This window comes from Streptococcus mobilis (assembly GCF_059727625.1).
Genome location: NZ_AP041823.1, coordinates 160,423 through 178,825 on the forward strand (window position 1 = coordinate 160,423; position 18,403 = coordinate 178,825).

General features: G+C 38.4%; 20 protein-coding genes. 17 read left to right on the forward strand and 3 right to left on the reverse strand.

Translation table 11 applies throughout. The annotated features are described in order from the left end of the window. Nucleotides 1-59: 59 nt before the first annotated feature. From yfmF to AC6IZR_RS00960, 8 genes are all read left to right on the forward strand, one after another. Nucleotides 60-1,307: an EF-P 5-aminopentanol modification-associated protein YfmF gene (gene yfmF / locus AC6IZR_RS00925; RefSeq protein ID WP_497848925.1), complete on the forward strand. Its 1,248-nt coding sequence runs from the start codon at nt 60-62 to the stop codon at nt 1,305-1,307. Between the two features lie 8 nt (nt 1,308-1,315). After that, nucleotides 1,316-2,590, forward strand: coding sequence for an EF-P 5-aminopentanol modification-associated protein YfmH (yfmH, locus tag AC6IZR_RS00930; RefSeq protein ID WP_497848601.1), 1,275 nt, complete (start codon nt 1,316-1,318; stop codon nt 2,588-2,590). Nucleotides 2,591-2,616: 26 nt separating this feature from the next. Then, nucleotides 2,617-3,024 (forward strand): helix-turn-helix domain-containing protein, encoded by a 408-nt coding sequence (locus tag AC6IZR_RS00935; RefSeq protein WP_003009210.1) that lies wholly within the window; start codon nt 2,617-2,619, stop codon nt 3,022-3,024. A 31-nt stretch (nt 3,025-3,055) separates the two neighbouring features. Next, nucleotides 3,056-3,595 carry a CDP-diacylglycerol--glycerol-3-phosphate 3-phosphatidyltransferase gene (gene pgsA, locus AC6IZR_RS00940; RefSeq protein ID WP_003009208.1) on the forward strand — a complete coding sequence of 180 codons (540 nt, stop codon included), beginning with the start codon at nt 3,056-3,058 and terminating at the stop codon, nt 3,593-3,595. Then, entirely contained in the window at nt 3,596-4,420 is an 825-nt protein-coding gene (locus tag AC6IZR_RS00945) for an energy-coupling factor ABC transporter ATP-binding protein (RefSeq protein ID WP_003010767.1), read from the forward strand. Continuing rightward, the gene (locus AC6IZR_RS00950; RefSeq protein WP_021154152.1) at nt 4,405-5,247 is read left to right on the forward strand and encodes an energy-coupling factor transporter ATPase; all 843 of its coding nucleotides are present in this window, start codon (nt 4,405-4,407) and stop codon (nt 5,245-5,247) included. The genes AC6IZR_RS00945 and AC6IZR_RS00950 overlap by 16 nt, the downstream gene beginning before the upstream one ends. Next, nucleotides 5,240-6,037: an energy-coupling factor transporter transmembrane component T family protein gene (locus tag AC6IZR_RS00955; protein ID WP_118396220.1), complete on the forward strand. Its 798-nt coding sequence runs from the start codon at nt 5,240-5,242 to the stop codon at nt 6,035-6,037. The genes AC6IZR_RS00950 and AC6IZR_RS00955 overlap by 8 nt, the downstream gene beginning before the upstream one ends. 157 nt (nt 6,038-6,194) lie before the next feature. Then, on the forward strand, nt 6,195-6,845 hold the full coding sequence (locus AC6IZR_RS00960; protein ID WP_201087699.1) for a LysM peptidoglycan-binding domain-containing protein: 651 nt from the start codon (nt 6,195-6,197) through the stop codon (nt 6,843-6,845). A gap of 24 nt (nt 6,846-6,869) precedes the next feature. On the opposite strand, the gene AC6IZR_RS00965 is transcribed toward AC6IZR_RS00960, so the two are convergent. From AC6IZR_RS00965 to sdaAB, 3 genes are read right to left on the reverse strand one after another with little or no spacing between them, the layout of a single operon-like run. Continuing rightward, nucleotides 6,870-7,499, reverse strand: coding sequence for an HAD hydrolase-like protein (locus AC6IZR_RS00965; RefSeq protein ID WP_201087700.1), 630 nt, complete (start codon nt 7,497-7,499; stop codon nt 6,870-6,872). 1 nt (nt 7,500) lies between these two features. Continuing rightward, nucleotides 7,501-8,373, reverse strand: a complete 873-nt coding sequence (gene sdaAA / locus AC6IZR_RS00970; RefSeq protein ID WP_223325513.1) for an L-serine ammonia-lyase, iron-sulfur-dependent, subunit alpha — start codon at nt 8,371-8,373, stop codon at nt 7,501-7,503. Between the two features lie 9 nt (nt 8,374-8,382). Continuing rightward, a complete protein-coding gene (sdaAB, locus tag AC6IZR_RS00975) occupies nt 8,383-9,054 on the reverse strand; it encodes an L-serine ammonia-lyase, iron-sulfur-dependent subunit beta (protein ID WP_003002135.1) in 672 nt (223 codons plus the stop codon). A 228-nt stretch (nt 9,055-9,282) separates the two neighbouring features. Here sdaAB and apf point away from each other — a divergent pair, with 228 nt between their 5' ends. The 9 genes from apf to AC6IZR_RS01020 all read left to right on the forward strand — a co-directional run bounded on the left by apf (nt 9,283) and on the right by AC6IZR_RS01020 (nt 18,399). Then, complete coding sequence (gene apf / locus AC6IZR_RS00980; protein ID WP_070664944.1) at nt 9,283-9,825, forward strand: aggregation-promoting factor; 543 nt, start codon at nt 9,283-9,285, stop codon at nt 9,823-9,825. 204 nt (nt 9,826-10,029) lie between these two features. Further along, the gene (gene mnmA / locus AC6IZR_RS00985) at nt 10,030-11,151 is read left to right on the forward strand and encodes a tRNA 2-thiouridine(34) synthase MnmA (protein ID WP_497848602.1); all 1,122 of its coding nucleotides are present in this window, start codon (nt 10,030-10,032) and stop codon (nt 11,149-11,151) included. A gap of 21 nt (nt 11,152-11,172) precedes the next feature. Further along, nucleotides 11,173-11,595: an SseB family protein gene (locus tag AC6IZR_RS00990; protein ID WP_497848603.1), complete on the forward strand. Its 423-nt coding sequence runs from the start codon at nt 11,173-11,175 to the stop codon at nt 11,593-11,595. Between the two features lie 146 nt (nt 11,596-11,741). Continuing rightward, nucleotides 11,742-12,197, forward strand: coding sequence for an NUDIX hydrolase (locus AC6IZR_RS00995; RefSeq protein ID WP_497848604.1), 456 nt, complete (start codon nt 11,742-11,744; stop codon nt 12,195-12,197). A 10-nt stretch (nt 12,198-12,207) separates the two neighbouring features. Next, complete coding sequence (gene mnmG, locus AC6IZR_RS01000) at nt 12,208-14,118, forward strand: tRNA uridine-5-carboxymethylaminomethyl(34) synthesis enzyme MnmG (protein ID WP_497848605.1); 1,911 nt, start codon at nt 12,208-12,210, stop codon at nt 14,116-14,118. A 197-nt stretch (nt 14,119-14,315) separates the two neighbouring features. Continuing rightward, nucleotides 14,316-16,292 (forward strand): GGDEF domain-containing protein, encoded by a 1,977-nt coding sequence (locus AC6IZR_RS01005; protein ID WP_497848926.1) that lies wholly within the window; start codon nt 14,316-14,318, stop codon nt 16,290-16,292. Beyond that, entirely contained in the window at nt 16,289-16,741 is a 453-nt protein-coding gene (rplI, locus tag AC6IZR_RS01010) for a 50S ribosomal protein L9 (protein ID WP_003002156.1), read from the forward strand. The genes AC6IZR_RS01005 and rplI overlap by 4 nt, the downstream gene beginning before the upstream one ends. A gap of 25 nt (nt 16,742-16,766) precedes the next feature. Beyond that, on the forward strand, nt 16,767-18,125 hold the full coding sequence (gene dnaB / locus AC6IZR_RS01015) for a replicative DNA helicase (protein WP_014714093.1): 1,359 nt from the start codon (nt 16,767-16,769) through the stop codon (nt 18,123-18,125). A 1-nt stretch (nt 18,126) separates the two neighbouring features. Then, nucleotides 18,127-18,399, forward strand: coding sequence for a Veg family protein (locus tag AC6IZR_RS01020; RefSeq protein ID WP_003009183.1), 273 nt, complete (start codon nt 18,127-18,129; stop codon nt 18,397-18,399). Nucleotides 18,400-18,403 lie beyond the last annotated feature (4 nt).

Consider the following 18,403-nt stretch of genomic DNA (forward strand, 5'->3'; position numbering starts at 1 on the left):
GATTTTAGTTTGATTTCGTGTTATAATGAAAGTTACTATTGAGTAGAACGAGGATGAAAATGGAATTAGTAAAGGGCGTGAATCTTCACTTTCTTCAATCAAAAAAATTTAAAACCAATAAAATTAAGGTCCGTTTTTCATCGCCATTAGATGAAAATACCGTGGCTGCGCGTGTTTTAGTAGCCTGTATGATGGAAACTGCAAATCAAAAATATCCAACTTCACAATTATTCCGTGAAAAATTAGCGAGTCTATACGGGGTAGAATTGTCCACCTCAGTCTCTAAGAGGGGGCGTGTTCATTATGTTGATTTGAATATTTCCTTTGTGCGCGATGACTTTTTGAGCAAGAAAAATGTTCTTACTGATGAGGTTTTGGACATTATAGAAACTATCTTCTTTTCACCTTTGGTAGTAGAAGATCACTTTGACAGTGATACATTTGACGTTGAAAAGAAAAATACAATTTCCGATTTGGAGTCGGAAATTGAAGAGCCTTATTATTATGCACATGGGCAATTGAATCAACTGTTTTTTGAAGACGAAACAATCGGGATGTCAAGATTGGGGAAAGTTGATTTAGTGAGACAAGAAACAGCTCAAAGTTCTCTTGAACAGTTTCATCAGATGCTCCAATTAGATAACATTGACTTCTTTTTCATAGGTGACTTTAATGAGGTCGCTATTGTGGATAGAGTGAACCAGTTTGAATTCAAGTCACGTGATAACAATTTGTCTGTCACCTATCAACAATCTTTTACAAATGTTGTTAGAGAAAAGTTAGAGCAAAAACAAAACCAACAATCTATTTTAGAATTAGGTTACCATTTTTCTACCCAGTATGGAGAATCTCTCCATATCCCACTAGTTGTATTAAATGGGATGCTGGGAGCTTTCTCGCATTCAAGACTTTTTCAAGTAATTCGTGAGAAAGAAGGTCTTGCTTATACCATCTCTAGCCATTTTGATATTTTTACAGGCTTTATGAGAGTTTTTGCAGGCATTGATAAGGAATCTCGTACGAAAGTAATGACCTTGATTATGAGACAGTTGAATGATTTAAAACGAGGCAAGTTTACAGAGTCAGAGCTTCAATTGACAAAAGAAATGTTGGTGAATACGACCTTATTAGCACAGGATCGGCAAAATACCTTGATTGAAAGGGAATATTTGAAAACGATCCTAGGAAAGAAAGTCCTTTCTTTAGAAGAGTGGTTAGAGTCCATCGATAAGGTTAGTAGAGAAGAAATTATTGAAGTGGCAAAAACAATTAATTTACAGTCTGTTTATTTTATGGAAGGAAAGTAGTGTAAAGATTGAAAATTAAAGAAAAATATTATGAATCAGTTGGTGAGCAAGTATACTTTACACGCTTGTCAAATGGGTTGACTATTTATTTAATTCCCAAAGAAGATTATTATGAAACCTATGGAATAATCACAACTAAGTTTGGCTCAGTGGATATACGAATTCTAGTGAATGGTGATGAAAGGCAATATCCTGCAGGAATTGCTCATTTTCTAGAACACAAAGTATTTGAAGATGAAAATGGTCAAGATTATTTAAAAAAATTCGTTCATTTAGGATCGGAAAGTAATGCCTTTACAAGCTTTACAAAGACAAGTTATCTTTTCTCAACAACTTCAAAGGTCCCTGAAAATATTCAATTGTTATTGGAGATGGTTTCAAAGGTTTCCTTTACAGAAAAATCTGTATCTAAGGAAAGAGAAATCATTCAACAAGAAATTGGAATGTACCAAGATAGTCCAGACTATCGATTATTTTTTGGTGCTTTAGAAAATTTATATCCTGGAACACCGTTAGCAGATGATATTGCTGGAACTAGGGAGTCTATTTCTGACATTACAATAGATAATCTCCGTGAAAACTTTGATCTATTCTATCATCCCTCTCAAATGCACTTATTAGTGATCGGAAACTTTGATGTTGATGAAGTATTGCAAGTAGTAAAGGAATATGATCTGGTTCCTCCTCATCCATCTGTGGAGTTAGAACGTTTTCCTGTAGAAAAAAATGAAGTAAGATTGAATCAATCTTGTAGAATGGAAGTTGCTACTCCTAAGTTGGCAATTGGAATTCGAGGAAATGATATCATTAAGGAAGAGGAAAAATTTCGTTATAAATTGATGTTGAAATTACTGTTTTCGATGATGTTTGGTTGGACTTCGCAACGGTTTCAAAGTTTATATGAAGCTGGGAAGATTGACAACTCATTGACACTTGAAGTCGAGGTTGAGGAATTATTTCATTTCGTTATTTTGACAATGGATACTCAAGAACCGGTGTCCTTATCTCATCAATTTAGATCAGCGATCAAACAATTTGAGAAGGATCCAGATGTCAATCAAGAACATTTGGATACGATTAAAAGCGAAATGTTTGGTGATTTCTTACAAGGTTTAAATTCGCTTGAGTATAGTGCTACTCAGTTTGAATATTTTTCAGACGGTAGCACTTCTTATGATCTTCCAAAGATTTTACAAGGTATTAGTTTACAAGATATCATCAAATTAGGGCGTCAGTTCATCGACCATGCTGATATGGTTGACTATATGATTTTTCAAAAGTAGTAAACAATGTATCAAGAAGGGAAAACATGAAGAAGAGAACGATTGGTCAAGTGTTAAGACTGTCAAGAGTGAATTTACACTTAAGTTTACAGGATGTGTCAAATAAGACAGCCATTGAAATTCCTTATATAGAAGCGTTGGAAAACGATGAGTTTGATCTATTACCGAGTCCCTTTTACGCTCAGATCTATCTTAAAAAGTTAGCATGGGCTTTGGGATTAGATGAGTCCATCCTATTGACAGCTTTTCGTGAAGGAAAAGAATTGTTATTTGATGAAGAAATACTTGTAGATGACGAAGAGCTTCATTCAAGAAAATTAAGACAGAAAGCGAGCTGGTTACCAATCCTGTATTATCTACTAGTTAGTTTTGCCATTCTTGGCTTTGTGATTTATATCGTATATTTTTATGAGTTTACAGCATCTGTAAAATAGATGTAAAGATAGTTTATTTTTTGGAGGAAGTATGAAAAAAGAAAATATTCCTAATGCATTGACATTAATTCGGGTTGTGATGATTCCTATTTTTATTGCCATTTTAAGCTTAAGTCACTCTTACTTAGGACATATTGTAGCGGCAGTTATTTTTGCAATTGCTAGCATTACAGATTATTTAGATGGCTTTCTTGCACGAAAATGGAATGTAGTTAGTAATTTTGGTAAATTTGCCGATCCGATGGCAGATAAATTATTGGTCATGTCAGCTTTTATCATGATGATTGAATTAAAAATGGTTCCTGCTTGGATTGCAGCCGTTATCATTTGTCGTGAGTTAGCTGTTACTGGTTTGCGTCTTCTACTTGTTGAGACAGGTGGTACAGTTCTTGCTGCAGCCATGCCAGGAAAAATTAAAACCTTTAGCCAAATGTTTGCTATTATCTTTTTGCTCTGCCATTGGACTCTTCCAGGGCAAGTGTTGCTTTATATTGCATTGATTTTCACAATTTATTCTGGTTACGACTACTTTAAGGGAAGTAGCTATCTCTTTAAAGATACATTTAAATAAATGAAACAGATGATTGAGCTAAAAAATGTATCCTTTCGATACGATAAAACAGTAGAAGAGTATCAAATTGACACGGTTTCGTTTCACGTGAAACAAGGAGAGTGGCTTTCGATTGTTGGACATAATGGTAGTGGGAAATCTACAGTTGTACGCCTGATTGATGGCCTTTTGGAAGCTGAGTCTGGTGAGATTTACGTTGATGGAAAACAACTGACTCGTGAAACCATATGGGAAATCCGTAGTAAAATTGGGATTGTATTTCAGAACCCTGACAACCAATTTGTTGGTGCGACAGTAGAAGATGATGTTGCCTTTGGTTTAGAAAATCAAGGAATTCCACGGGAAGAAATGCTTCAACGAGTGGAGAAGGCTATTGAGCAAGTTGGTATGCTGGAGTTTAAAGATCGCGAACCATCTCGTTTGTCAGGTGGTCAAAAGCAACGGGTGGCCATAGCAGGTATTATCGCCTTGAGACCAACTATTATTATCCTTGATGAAGCAACTAGTATGTTAGATCCAGAAGGCAGAGAGGATCTAATGGCGGTAATGAGAGAACTTCAGAAAAAATTTCAATTAACAATTATCTCCATTACCCATGATTTAACCGAAATTGCCTTAAGTGATCGAACACTGGTATTTCAAAAAGGAAAACTAGAGTCTTCTATGACGCCGCGGGAATTGTTTTCAAGAAATGACCTTAATGAGATTGGACTAGATAAGCCTTTTAGTAAGCAGGTTCAAGAATCTCTCAGCTCGCATTTTCCGCTAAAACAGGATTATCTAACAGAAAGTGAGTTATTAGACCAACTATGGGAATCTCTTTAAAGAATGTCTATTATACTTATCAAGAGGGAAGTCCTTTTGAAGGGCAGGCGCTTTCTGATATTAGTTTGGAAATAAAAGATGGATCTTATACAGCCATCATCGGGCATACTGGTAGTGGCAAGTCTACTTTGTTGCAATTACTAAATGGTTTACTGCGTCCGACTAAAGGAACGATTCAATTTGAAGATTTTGTTTTAGATAATCATTCTGAGCCAAAAGAAATGAAGTACCTGAGAAAAAAAGTCGGTTTGGTTTTTCAATTTCCAGAAAGTCAGCTATTTGCGGAAACTGTTCTAGCTGATGTAGCCTTTGGACCACAAAATTTTGGGGTACCTAAGGACAAAGCGGAGGAAATAGCCAAAGAAAAATTAGCGATCGTTGGTTTAGAAGAGTCTATCTATGATAAAAGTCCATTTGAACTATCTGGTGGACAAATGAGACGGGTTGCGATCGCGGGTATTTTAGCTATTGAACCAGAGATTTTAGTATTGGACGAGCCAACAGCAGGGCTAGATCCTGCTGGAAGAAAGGAATTGATGGCGCTGTTTGAAACATTACATAAAAATGGGATGACTCTAGTTCTGGTAACTCATACGATGGATGATGTAGCAAATTTTGCTGATACCGTATTTGCTTTAGAAGCGGGAAAACTTGTCCTAAACGGATCCCCAAGGGAAGTGTTTCAACAGGTTGAGTATTTACAAAAACTTCAATTAGGAGTCCCACAAATTACGAATTTTGCTCTTCAATTGAAACGAAGAGGACTTCCTCTGGACAGACTACCAATCAAAATTGAGGAACTAAAGGAGCTGTTACTTCATGAATAATATGATTTTAGGAAGGTATATTCCTGGAAACTCCATTATCCACCAACTAGATCCTCGTGGGAAGTTGCTCTCAATGTTTTTATTCATATTTCTTCTGTTTTGGGCAAATAATATCCAGACAAATGTTCTTCTCTTTGCTTTTATTTTTGTTTTAATGTATCTAACGAGGATTTCGGTTAGTTTTTATATTAAAGGCTTAAAATCAATGATTTTTATCATTGCTTTTACAACTATTTTTCAATTATTTGCGACCTCTCAAGGAACTATTTTGTATCAATGGTGGTTTTTTAAATTAACCGACCAAGGATTGATGCAAGCCACCATCATATTTTGTAGATTTATTTTAATTATTTTTTATTCGACGATTTTAACCGTGACGACGACACCATTGAGTTTAGCAGATGCTGTTGAAAAGATCCTTACCCCACTAAAAATTATTAAGGTTCCAGCTCATGAGATTGGCTTAATGCTATCTATGAGTTTGCGCTTTGTTCCAACCTTAGTAGATGATACGAATCGAATTATGAATGCGCAAAGGGCGCGTGGTGTTGATTTTGGTGAAGGAAATCTATTAAAAAGGATCCGTTCCTTTATTCCGATCCTCATTCCTTTGTTTGCCTCAAGTTTTAAACGCGCAGATGCATTAGCAATTGCGATGGAAGCGAGAGGGTACAAAGGCGGTGAGGGACGAACACGCTATCGGACTCTGCAGTGGGGAGTAAAAGATACCCTGGCATTGCTCGTTATTCTGTGCCTCATGTTGATAGTTTTTTATCTAAAAAATGGATAGAGCTAGTTGTATTGGTTCAAAAATAAGGAAAAAGCGCTATACAAAGCGCTTTTTACATTAAATTCACATATTCTTGTAACATTTGTAATATATTCTACAATAAACTGTAACATTTTGTGTGTATGATAGAATTATGTTCGAAAGGAGAATAGAATTCATGAACAGTAAAAAGTTCCAATGGACAGTCACTTCCCTACTTTCAGCAGCATCACTTTTCATTTCTGGTATTGCTACAGTGAATGCTGAAACTTACGAAGTGAAGTCTGGAGATACTCTATCAAAAATTGCACTAGAAAATAACACTTCAGTAGAAAATATTATTGCATCTAACAATCTGACCAATGAAGATTTGATCTATGCAGGACAAATTATTGAGTTAGGTGAGCGTTCAAAATCTATGATTGATAAAGTTGCTCCACAAGAGCAAGCAAAACCTGCTGAAAGTGCATCTACAGCAACTGCAACAGCACAAACTGCTCAAAAACAAACAACTTATGCAGCAAATGCTGCAGTGACTTCTGCACAATCAACAAATGGTGGAATTGTTCTATCAAATGGGAATACTGCTGGAGAACAAGGATCTTATGCGGCTGCTCGTATGGCTGAAATGACTGGTGTACCTGCTTCTACTTGGGAAGCAATCATTGCCCGTGAATCAAATGGTCAAGTAAATGCAGCAAATGCTTCTGGTGCTAGTGGTTTGTTCCAAACAATGCCAGGTTGGGGTTCAACTGCAACAGTTGATGATCAAATCCAGGCCGCATACAATGCATATAGCTCACAAGGTTTATCAGCTTGGGGTTATTAAAAAATAGGTTTACAATTTGTAAACCTATTTTTTTAATGTCTCAAGAATGACAAGTGGAGAGTGACAAATAAAATCTGGTGAGTAAAGAAGTAGCTCTTCAAGATCTCCAAATCCCCAAGTGACTGCCATGGTTTTTATACCAACTGTTTGACCTCCAATGAGGTCAAATTTTGTGTCTCCAATAATCACTGTCTCCTCTTTTGGAAGGTCATTGATTGACAAGGCGTATCGAATGACATCGGCTTTGTGGATACGATCTGAATTTGATCCATAAATTCCTTTAAAGTATTTAGCGATACCTAAATCTTGACACATCTGTAAAGCAACTGGTTCATGTTTTGAAGTGGTTACATAAAGAGGAATGTTTTCGTCTTGTAATGCTTTCAAAGCTTCTAGTATCTGAGGAAATAGAGTTGATTTATATTGACCTTTTTCATGATAATACTGGCGATAGATAGTCACTGCTTGATCTACCAAAGTTTCCGGAAGGGTAGCTTCAAAACTAGAAATCAAAGGTGGTCCCATAAAACTACGGATGGTTTTGAGATCGGGTTGAGGAACCTTCAAAGTATCGAATGTATGTTGAAAGCTCTCTGTAATTCCCTTAGAACTGTCAACTAATGTTCCATCTAAATCAAAAAACAAGGCTTGCATGTTATTCTCCAAATATCTCTTTTTGTAATCTACGTCCGGTTGGTGTTACTGCCAATCCTCCTTCAGCTGTTTCTCTAAAGGCAGTCGGAAGACTAGAACCAACTTGGTACATGGCGTCAATCACTTCATCAACAGGTATTTTTGATTCAATGCCTGCTAAGGCCATATCAGCAGCAATGAAGGCATAGCTGGCTCCCATTGCGTTTCGTTTGACACATGGAACTTCCACGAGTCCTGCTACTGGATCACAAATGAGCCCAAGCATGTTTTTGATGACAAAACAGACTGCTTGACTCGCTTGATAAGGAGTTCCTCCAGCAGCTAGTGTCAATGCTGCCGCACTCATAGCTGAAGCAGAACCAACTTCTGCTTGACAACCACCTTCTGCACCTGAAATAGAAGCATTATTGGCGATGACTAAACCAAAAGCTCCAGCTGTCAGTAGAAAATCTAATTGTTGCTGACGGTTTAACCCTAATTTTTGAGTTGCCGCGGTGAGAACTGCAGGAAGACAGCCAGCAGATCCTGCAGTGGGTGTTGCACAGACCAACCCCATTTTAGCATTGTGTTCGTTGACGGCAATAGCATTCTTCGCTGCGGTTAAGACGGTTAAGTCAGACAAAGTCTTTCCTGATTTGATATAACAATCTAATTTTGCGGCATCCCCACCGGTTAACCCACTACGAGAGTGGTTTTCATTTAACCCTAACCTTACAGAATCAATCATCACTTCTAAATTACGGGTCATTAATCGTAGGACTTCTTCTCGTTCACGACCAGTTAGTTCAAATTCAGTTGCAATCATTAACTCTGCGACGTTTCCTTCGTATTGCGTGCTTGCTTGTTCTACGAGGTCTACAATTGAATAAAACATATGAACTCCTTATTTGAAAAAGTTGACATTATGAAGATGAGGAATTTTACGGATATCTTCGATCGCTGCTTCACAACTCCTTGAGTCAACTTCTATAATCATAATCGCTTTTTCTCCAGCTTTTTCCCGTGTTACATTCATTTGTGCAATGTTAATATCATATCGAGAAAGGGCTTCTGTTACATGGGCGATCATTCCAGGGACGTCCTGGTGAACAATGATAATGGTTGGAGTATTCATATTTAGCGAGATAGCAAAGCCATTTAACTCAGTAACCTGTATGTTGCCGCCACCAATTGAGATTCCAGTGACAGAAATCGTTTTATGATCATTTTTAACAGTAATAGTCGTTGTATTTGGGTGAGGAGCATTGCTCTCTTTTTGAATAGACCAAACAATCCGAATGCCTCGTTCATGTGCAATTTTTAGACTATCTGGGATTCTAGGATCATCTGTGTCCATTCCTAAGATGCCCGCTACTAAGGCTAAATCTGTTCCATGACCACGATAGGTTTTGGCGAAGGAATTAAATAATTGGAACTCAACTTCTTTTGGTTCCTCTCCAAAGATAGAAGAAACAATTTTACCAATTCGAACAGCACCTGCAGTGTGACTACTGGATGGGCCGATCATCACAGGTCCAATAATATCAAAAACTGATTGGAATTTTAAAGAGTTCATGCTCTGCTCCTTTGTGATCACTTTACTTCATTATATCAGATATGGCTGATGATTTCTTCTATTTTTCCCGAAATATCTGAGAAATCTTAAAGGGGGCTTAAAGCATTTATATTATCCTGGATTTTTAGTATTTCTAACATCTGACTGAAATATTTGACATATAATTTCAATAAATATGAAATATTTCTTGTGTAGTATAGAGGTATACCAATAAAGGAGTACATAATAATGAATAAAAAACAAATGATGAAACGAATGATTGGACTTAGTTTACTTGCAGGACTTTTCCTTCCAATTGTAGCGAATGCAGATTCTTATACTGTAAAATCAGGTGATACTTTATCAGCTATTGCTAAAGAGAAAAACACAACGGTTGATGCGATTGCTAAGAAAAATAAGATTAGTAACGTGAATCTCATCTCAGTTGGTCAAGTTCTTGAGATTGAAGATGCAAATACAACGCAGAAAACCACGGAGCAAGCTCCTGCTAGTAAAACTGATACTACACAGGCAACAACTACTGTCTCTGCTTCAGATGGCTTGAGTGCGGAAGATGCAGCTGCTAAGGAATGGATTGCCCAAAAAGAGTCAAGTGGTAGTTATACAGCACAAAATGGCCAATATTATGGTCGTTACCAATTGACTATTACTTATTTGAATGGTGATTTATCACCTGCAAACCAAGAAAAAGTGGCCAATCAATATGTTGTCAACCGTTATGGATCATGGTCAGCAGCTAAAAATTTTTGGTTGGCAAATGGCTGGTATTAAATTCGTTTAAAAAGAGTTCTTGAATAGGACTCTTTTTAAATTTACAGACTTGTAAACCCATCGATCCTGATCAACAAAAAGAATAGTAAGATGCTTGTTTTCTAATATAAAGCGTGTTAAAATGGTAACTGCTCAAAACGACCTTCAATCGTTGAAGCAAACCACGACCTTCAATCGTGAGAAACGAAAAGATGGGAGAAATCTATGAGTGATAACTCGAAAACACGTGTTGTTGTTGGTATGAGTGGTGGTGTGGATTCATCTGTAACAGCTTTATTATTAAAGCAACAGGGTTACGATGTCATCGGCATCTTCATGAAAAACTGGGACGACACAGACGAAAATGGCGTCTGTACAGCTACAGAAGATTACAAAGATGTAGCAGCGGTTGCAGACCAAATTGGCATTCCTTACTATTCTGTCAACTTTGAGAAAGAATACTGGGATCGTGTCTTTGAATATTTCCTTGCTGAATACCGCGCTGGTCGAACACCTAATCCGGATGTCATGTGTAATAAGGAAATCAAATTTAAGGCCTTTCTAGATTATGCTATGACACTCGGTGCAGATTATGTAGCGACAGGGCACTATGCGCGCGTGTCGCGTGATGAGGATGGCATTGTCCATATGTTACGTGGCGTTGACAACGGGAAGGATCAAACTTATTTCTTAAGCCAACTGTCACAAGAACAACTTCAAAAAACCATGTTCCCATTGGGACATTTGGAAAAGCCTGAGGTTCGCCGTCTAGCTGAAGAAGCTGGATTGGCAACAGCTAAAAAGAAAGACTCTACTGGGATTTGCTTTATCGGAGAAAAGAATTTCAAAGAATTTCTAGGGAACTACCTTCCTGCCCAACCAGGTCGAATGATGACCATCGATGGACGAGATATGGGTGAACATGCTGGTTTGATGTATTACACGATCGGTCAACGGGGTGGACTTGGAATTGGTGGCCAACAAGGTGGAGACAATGCTCCTTGGTTTGTAGTTGGTAAAGACCTTAGTCAAAATATTCTTTATGTCGGTCAAGGCTTCTACCATGAGTCGTTGATGTCAACTTCTCTTGATGCTTCAATGATTCACTTTACTCGAGATATGCCAGAAGAATTTGAAATGGAATGTACAGCAAAATTCCGTTATCGTCAACCAGATTCCAAGGTGACTGTACAGGTTAAAGGTGACAAGGCAGAAGTGATTTTCGCAGAACCTCAACGAGCCATTACACCAGGACAAGCTGTTGTTTTTTACGACGGTGAAGAGTGCCTAGGCGGTGGTTTGATTGACAATGCTTATCGGGATGGAAAAGTTTGTCAGTATATTTAGAATTTTCTAGGAGGAACGAAAGTGTTTCAGTTCTTTAAGAAAAAAATAGAGAACACAAAGACTATCTCTGATTATAAGAAACAGTATTTGAGGGAAAAAACGACGGAGTCAATTGAAGCTTTGTTCAAGGAATTGAAGCAATCTAAAGTTTGGGTTCCTTTTAATGCTTCTTTAATGGATTGGAGTGACGAACAAGAAGGTGTTCGTCTAAAACCGGATATTCTACGAAAGGGAGACGACTACTTTTATCCTTGTTTCTTGACGGAACAGGATATTCCTAAAGATTATTACGATCGTTTTTCTTGGCTGCAAATACCTTTTACGGACTGTTTATTTACTGCAGAAAGGATAGGAAAGTTTCCAGTGAGAGGGATTGTTCTAGATGCATTCTCTGATCCAGTTGAGATTGACAAAGGAGTTTTTGAAGCAATCCGTCAATCTTAGTATATTTAAATTGACAAATTTTCTCAATTTGCTACAATAATAAAAGCAATAGAAATGATGGTCAAAGCTCATGGATGTTGCAGGCTTTTTTGTCCTGCACTTCTCAGAGTTTTGACTATTTTTGTGTGGTTTCGAAAGGAAGTAAAATGAGGCAAAAGGATTTTCGGACGAAAATAGATTCTACTGTTTTTGGTGTGAGAGCGACTGCTTTGATTGTAAAAGATAATCGCTTGTTTGTCATTGAAGATGAGGACGGCTGTTACACAATCGGAGGTGCTATTCAGGTCAATGAAACTACAGAAGATGCGGTAGTTCGTGAAGTCAAAGAGGAACTTGGTGTTACATCTACAGTAGGTCCGTTAGCTTTCGTGGTTGAAAATCACTTTGAACAAGCTGGAATCCACTACCATAACATTGAATTTCATTATTTGGTGGACTTGCTGGAAGATGCACCTTTGGTCATGCAGGAAGATACAAAGCGATTACCTTGCCGTTGGATTGCTTTAGATGATTTACACACTGTTGACCTGAAACCGGCTTTTTTAAAATCAGCCCTACCAGACTGGGACGGAAAATTACGACACATCCATCTTGAGAAATAGGAGAAATAGAATGAATTATAACTTTATAGAAGAATACGATATCATTGTAATCGGTGCGGGGCATGCGGGAGTAGAAGCCTCTCTAGCTGCTAGCCGTATGGGTTGTAAGGTCTTACTTGCGACTATTAACATTGAAATGCTGGCTTTTATGCCTTGTAATCCCTCTATTGGTGGTTCTGCTAAGGGGATTGTCGTGCGTGAAGTCGATGCCCTCGGTGGAGAAATGGCGAAGAACATCGACAAGACCTACATCCAAATGAAAATGCTCAATACTGGTAAAGGTCCTGCGGTTCGTGCACTTCGGGCTCAAGCAGACAAAGAACTTTACTCAAAAGAAATGCGGAAAACGGTTGAAAATCAAGAAAATTTAACTCTTCGCCAAACTATGATTGATGAGATTTTGGTGGAGAATGGTAAGGTTGTTGGTGTAAGGACTGCAACTCACCAAGAATATGGAGCAAAGGCTGTTATTGTCACTACTGGGACAGCTTTACGCGGAGAAATTATCATTGGAGATCTCAAGTATTCGTCAGGACCTAATCATAGTCTAGCTTCTATCAATTTGGCCGATAATCTCAAACAGCTAGGATTAGAAATTGGACGTTTCAAAACAGGGACGCCACCTCGTGTAAAGGCGTCGTCAATTAATTATGACGAAACGGAAATTCAACCCGGAGATGAAGCTCCAAATCATTTTTCTTATACATCGCGTGATGAAGATTATGTAAAGGATCAGGTTCCTTGTTGGTTAACTTATACGAATGGGCATAGCCATGAGATTATCCAAAATAATTTACACCGGGCACCTATGTTTACAGGGGTTGTAAAGGGAGTAGGTCCTCGCTATTGTCCGTCCATTGAGGATAAAATTGTCCGTTTTGCTGACAAAGAGCGTCATCAACTATTTTTAGAACCTGAGGGACGAAATACAGAAGAAGTCTATGTTCAAGGGCTGTCAACGAGTTTACCAGAGGATGTTCAACGGGATCTCGTCCATTCTATTAAGGGACTTGAGAAGGCAGAAATGATGCGAACGGGTTATGCAATTGAGTATGATATGGTTTTGCCTCATCAATTGCGCGCAACTTTGGAAACTAAGAAAATTTCAGGTCTCTTTACAGCTGGCCAAACCAATGGAACGTCTGGCTATGAGGAAGCTGCTGGCCAAGGGATTGTGGCAGGGATTAATGCTGCGCTAAAAATTCAAGGAAAACCAGAGCTCATCTTGAAACGAAGTGATGGCTATATCGGAGTCATGATTGATGACTTGGTGACTAAAGGGACAGTTGAGCCCTATCGTCTTCTGACTAGTCGTGCTGAATATCGTTTGATTCTTCGTCATGATAATGCAGATATGCGCTTAACAGAAATCGGTCGCGAGGTTGGTCTAGTGGATGACGAACGTTGGGCACGTTTTGAAACCAAGAAGTATCAGTTTGAAAATGAAATGAAGCGCCTTGACAGTATCAAGCTAAAACCTGTAAAGGAAACGAACGAAAAGGTGGCAGCGCTAGGCTTTAAACTATTGACAGATGCTGTCACAGCCAAAGAATTCTTGAGACGACCAGAAGTCTCTTACCAAGATGTGGTAGAATTTATCGGTCCTGCAGCTGAAGAACTGGATGATAAAATCATTGAATTGATTGAAACTGAAATTAAATACGAAGGCTATATTTCAAAAGCAATGGACCAAGTCGAAAAAATGAAGCGTATGGAAGAAAAACGAATTCCTGCGAATATTGACTGGGATGATATTGACTCCATCGCAACCGAAGCGCGTCAAAAATTTAAATTAATTAATCCAGAAACGATTGGTCAAGCAAGTCGTATCTCAGGTGTCAATCCAGCGGATATCTCTATTTTAATGGTTTACTTGGAAGGTAAATCTCGGAGTATCTCCAAAAACAAAGCAAACCACTAATCAAATGAGGCTGAGATGATGTTTCAGCCTCAATTTTATGGATTGAAATCTGTTGTTGCTGTTTACACAGTTGTAAACCTTGTTTACAAAGTAGTGAAGCCGAGGAAGAGCTTTTACAGGTCGATCTTCTCTGTAATATAGAGAGAAACCTCGCTTTTTACCTCTATTTATGGTATAATTCCGAGAAGAGGTTTATGATGAAAAAATTTCGTTTATCGTTCATCCATTATGTGTTAATTGGTTTTATTTCATTTGCAATTTTAGCAATTTTTTTAAGAATCTTTGGCAAAGGCTATGTAACTCTCATTGCAATTTTTTTAGTCTTAGCTGGATTGATTGCTTTATTTGAATACCAGTTACAAATTTCAGAGTTAGATGAATTAGAACAAATACAATATGTTAACCATCAGGCAGAAAGCGGATTAGCATCCCTCCTTGATAAAATGCCTGTTGGAGTTATCAAAATTAATGAAGAGTCAAATGAAGTAGAGTGGTTCAACCCTTATGCTGAATTGATTTTTTCAACAGATGATGGGGACTTTGATGTTGAATCCTTGAAAAAGTTACTCAATACTCTGTTTGAGGATAAAGGTCATTATGTCACTGTAGCCGATAAGAAATATTCTGTTTACTTTGATCAGACGTCTAGTGTTGTTTACTTTTTTGATGTTTCAAGTGAGTATGAAGCAACTGTGGGATTGGTGACAACTCGTCCCGTTATCGGTATTATTTCTGTTGATAACTATGATGATCTAGAAGATGTCATTTCAGACTCTGATATTAGCAATATCAATAGTTTTATTGCCAACTTTGTAGAAGAGTTTACAGCTCATTACCATATGTTTTACAGACGTGTGGGGATGGATCGTTTCTATTTGTTTACAGACTACACGGTCTTAGAACAGTTGATGGAATCAAAATTTTCTGTCATCGATCAATTCCGTGAGGAAGCTAAAAATCGTGAGCTACCTATTACCTTAAGTATGGGATTCTCGTATGGTGACGGGGAGCATGATGAGATTGGTAAAGTGGCTCTCTTGAACCTAAACCTTGCGGAAGTTCGTGGTGGGGATCAAGCGGTTGTCAAAGAAAATGATGAACAGAAAAACCCTATTTTCTTTGGTGGGGGAACAGCTTCGGCTGTGAAGCGGACTCGGACTCGCACACGCGCTATGATGACAGCTATTTTGGATAAGATTAAATCCGTTGATCAAGTTTTCATTGTTGGGCATAGAAACTTGGATATGGACGCTTTAGGAGCGTCTGTGGGAATGCAGTTTTTCTCTAGCAATATTTTGGCTTCCTCTTATGTGGTCTATGACCCGCATGCAATGGCTAGTGATATTTCAAGAGCAATTGCGAAACTAGAAGAAGAGCAGGTAACGAAAATCCTTCCCCTAGAGGAAGCCATGCAAATGGTGACGGATCGCTCTTTGTTAATTATGGTTGACCATTCTAAGACAGCTTTGACCCTTTCTAAAGAATTTTATCAGAAATTTCAACAGATTATTGTCATTGACCATCACCGTCGGGATGATGATTTCCCTGAAAATGTTCTGATCACCTATATTGAAAGTGGAGCAAGTAGCGCGAGCGAATTGGTTAGTGAACTTATTCAGTTCCAGAAGTCGAAGAAAAATCGGTTGACGAAGATTCAAGCTAGTGTCTTGATGGCTGGGATCATGCTGGATACTAAGAACTTCTCCGCACGTGTTACAAGTCGGACCTTTGATGTGGCGAGTTACCTTCGCTCAAGAGGTAGTGATAGTGTAGCCATCCAGGAGATCTCTGCGATTCAGTTTGATGAGTATCGTGAAGTGAACGAACTGATCTTGACTGGTGAAAAGATTTTGCCACATATCATCGTAGCTTGTGCCAATACGACTAAAGCCTATGATTCAGTAACTATTAGTAAAGCAGCTGATAGTATGCTAGCCATGTCTGAGGTGGAAGCAACCTTTGTCATTGCTTGTAATCAAAGTGGGACTGTCTCTATTTCTGCACGAAGTCGAAGCAAAGTCAATGTACAGCGTATCATGGAACAGCTTGGCGGAGGAGGTCATTTCAATTCGGCAGCTTCTCAAATTGAGGGTCAAGATTTGATGAGTATTCGTCAACAACTGATTGAGACGATTGAAAGCGAAGTAACTATTGAAAAGGAGAATGTAGAATGAAAGTTATTTTCTTAGCGGATGTAAAAGGTAAAGGTAAAAAAGGCGAAATTAAAGAAGTGCCTACTGGTTATGCACAAAACTTTTTGATCAAGAAAAATCTTGCGAAAGAAGCCAATGCCCAAGCAATCGGTGAACTTCGTGGAAAGCAAAAGTCAGAAGAAAAAGCGCATGCTGAATTGTTAGCGGAAGCGCAAAAGATTAAAGCGAAATTAGAAGAAGAAGCAACAGTTGTTCAATTCACTGAAAAAATTGGGCCAGATGGCCGTACTTTCGGCTCTATTACCAATAAAAAGATTGCAGAAGAGCTTGAGAAACAATTTGGCATTAAAATTGATAAACGTCATATCCAAGTTTCCTCTCCAATTCGTTCAACAGGTTTGATTGACGTCCCTGTAAAAATTTATCAAGATGTTACAGGTGTGATTAATATTCGTGTAAACGAAGGGTAAACACGATCGATAGAAAGGTTTTTTTATGGCTGAGATAGAGGAATTACGAACACAACCTCAGGATATCCAAGCGGAGCAATCAGTGTTGGGAGCCATCTTTATTGATGAGGGGAAATTGGTCTTTGTTCGTGAATATATCGAGCCGGGCGATTTCTTTAAGTACTCGCACCGTTTGATTTTTAAAGCCATGATCGATCTAGCTGACCGCGGAGATGCGATTGATGCGACGACTGTTCGAAATATTTTAGATAGTCAGGGGGATCTCCAAAATATTGGCGGTCTCTCCTATTTGGTAGAAGTCATTAATTCGGTACCAACTTCAGCTAACGCGGAGTATTACGCGAAGATTGTTGCCGAAAAAGCTGTCTTACGTCGATTGATCTCTCGATTAACGGAAAGTATTAATCAAGCTTATGATGGTGCAAGTCCTTCAGATGAAATCATTGCGGGTGCTGAAAAAGCTCTGATTGATGTTAGTGAAAACGCAAATCGTAGTGGATTTAAAAATATTCGAGACATCTTGAATATAAATTTTGGTAGCTTAGAAGCCCGCTCGCTTCAAACCTCTGATATTACGGGTATTGCGACAGGCTATCGCGATTTGGACCATATGACGACAGGGCTACATGAGGAAGAGTTGATTATTTTAGCGGCTCGTCCTGCAGTAGGGAAAACAGCCTTTGCTCTAAATATTGCTCAAAATATCGGGACAAAGTTGGATAAGACAGTAGCTATTTTCTCATTAGAAATGGGTGCTGAAAGCTTGGTTGACCGGATGTTAGCAGCTGAAGGCTTGATTGAATCCCATTCGATTCGTACAGGTCAATTGACGGATGAAGAGTGGCGAAAATATGCCATTGCTCAAGGGAATTTGGCCAATGCGAGTATTTACATCGATGATACTCCAGGGATTCGGATCACTGAGATTCGTTCGAGAGCAAGAAAATTAGCGCAGGAAACAGGCAATCTCGGTCTTATTCTGATTGACTACCTGCAGCTGATTACAGGGACTGGAAGAGAAAACCGTCAACAGGAAGTTTCAGAAATTTCTCGTCAGTTAAAGATTTTGGCTAAGGAACTAAAAGTTCCCGTTATTGCTTTGAGTCAGCTATCACGTGGTGTGGAACAGCGCCAAGACAAACGTCCTGTTCTTTCTGATATTCGTGAATCTGGATCGATTGAGCAGGATGCGGATATTGTTGCTTTCTTGTACCGTGATGATTATTATGATCGAGCTGGTGAAGAGGAAGAAGATGGAATGCCTAATAATACGGTTGAAGTGATTATCGAGAAAAACCGTTCAGGTGCGCGTGGGACAGTCGAATTAATATTCCAAAAGGAATACAATAAATTCTCAAGTATTTCAAAGAGAGAGGATCAATAAGATGAGTGATGCATTTACAGATGTTGCAAAAATGAAAAAAATTAAAGAAGAGATCAAGGCTCATGAAGGACAAGTGGTTGAAATGACGCTTGAAAATGGACGGAAACGTCAAAAAAATAAATTTGGACGCTTGATTGAGGTCTATCCTTCTTTATTTATTATCGAGTATACGAACGACAACAGCTTACCAGGTGAACCAGCCAATACATACGTGGAGTCTTACACCTATTCAGATATTTTAACAGAGAAGAATTTAATTCGTTATTTGGATTAATTTC

Excerpts from the sequence above, each read along its gene's own strand:
- AC6IZR_RS00935 (WP_003009210.1), top strand. The coding sequence starts at position 2,617 with ATGAAGAAGAGAACGATTGGTCAAGTGTTAAGACTGTCAAGAGTGAAT.
- AC6IZR_RS01005 (WP_497848926.1), top strand. The coding sequence starts at position 14,316 with ATGAAAAAATTTCGTTTATCGTTCATCCATTATGTGTTAATTGGTTTT.
- mnmA (WP_497848602.1), top strand. The coding sequence starts at position 10,030 with ATGAGTGATAACTCGAAAACACGTGTTGTTGTTGGTATGAGTGGTGGT.
- AC6IZR_RS00995 (WP_497848604.1), top strand. The coding sequence starts at position 11,742 with ATGAGGCAAAAGGATTTTCGGACGAAAATAGATTCTACTGTTTTTGGT.
- AC6IZR_RS00960 (WP_201087699.1), top strand. The coding sequence starts at position 6,195 with ATGAACAGTAAAAAGTTCCAATGGACAGTCACTTCCCTACTTTCAGCA.
- yfmF (WP_497848925.1), top strand. The coding sequence starts at position 60 with ATGGAATTAGTAAAGGGCGTGAATCTTCACTTTCTTCAATCAAAAAAA.
- AC6IZR_RS00955 (WP_118396220.1), top strand. The coding sequence starts at position 5,240 with ATGAATAATATGATTTTAGGAAGGTATATTCCTGGAAACTCCATTATC.
- AC6IZR_RS00950 (WP_021154152.1), top strand. The coding sequence starts at position 4,405 with ATGGGAATCTCTTTAAAGAATGTCTATTATACTTATCAAGAGGGAAGT.
- mnmG (WP_497848605.1), top strand. The coding sequence starts at position 12,208 with ATGAATTATAACTTTATAGAAGAATACGATATCATTGTAATCGGTGCG.
- AC6IZR_RS00965 (WP_201087700.1), bottom strand. The coding sequence starts at position 7,499 with ATGCAAGCCTTGTTTTTTGATTTAGATGGAACATTAGTTGACAGTTCT.
- sdaAA (WP_223325513.1), bottom strand. The coding sequence starts at position 8,373 with ATGTTTTATTCAATTGTAGACCTCGTAGAACAAGCAAGCACGCAATAC.
- rplI (WP_003002156.1), top strand. The coding sequence starts at position 16,289 with ATGAAAGTTATTTTCTTAGCGGATGTAAAAGGTAAAGGTAAAAAAGGC.
- AC6IZR_RS00945 (WP_003010767.1), top strand. The coding sequence starts at position 3,596 with ATGAAACAGATGATTGAGCTAAAAAATGTATCCTTTCGATACGATAAA.
- apf (WP_070664944.1), top strand. The coding sequence starts at position 9,283 with ATGAATAAAAAACAAATGATGAAACGAATGATTGGACTTAGTTTACTT.
- dnaB (WP_014714093.1), top strand. The coding sequence starts at position 16,767 with ATGGCTGAGATAGAGGAATTACGAACACAACCTCAGGATATCCAAGCG.
- pgsA (WP_003009208.1), top strand. The coding sequence starts at position 3,056 with ATGAAAAAAGAAAATATTCCTAATGCATTGACATTAATTCGGGTTGTG.
- sdaAB (WP_003002135.1), bottom strand. The coding sequence starts at position 9,054 with ATGAACTCTTTAAAATTCCAATCAGTTTTTGATATTATTGGACCTGTG.
- AC6IZR_RS01020 (WP_003009183.1), top strand. The coding sequence starts at position 18,127 with ATGAGTGATGCATTTACAGATGTTGCAAAAATGAAAAAAATTAAAGAA.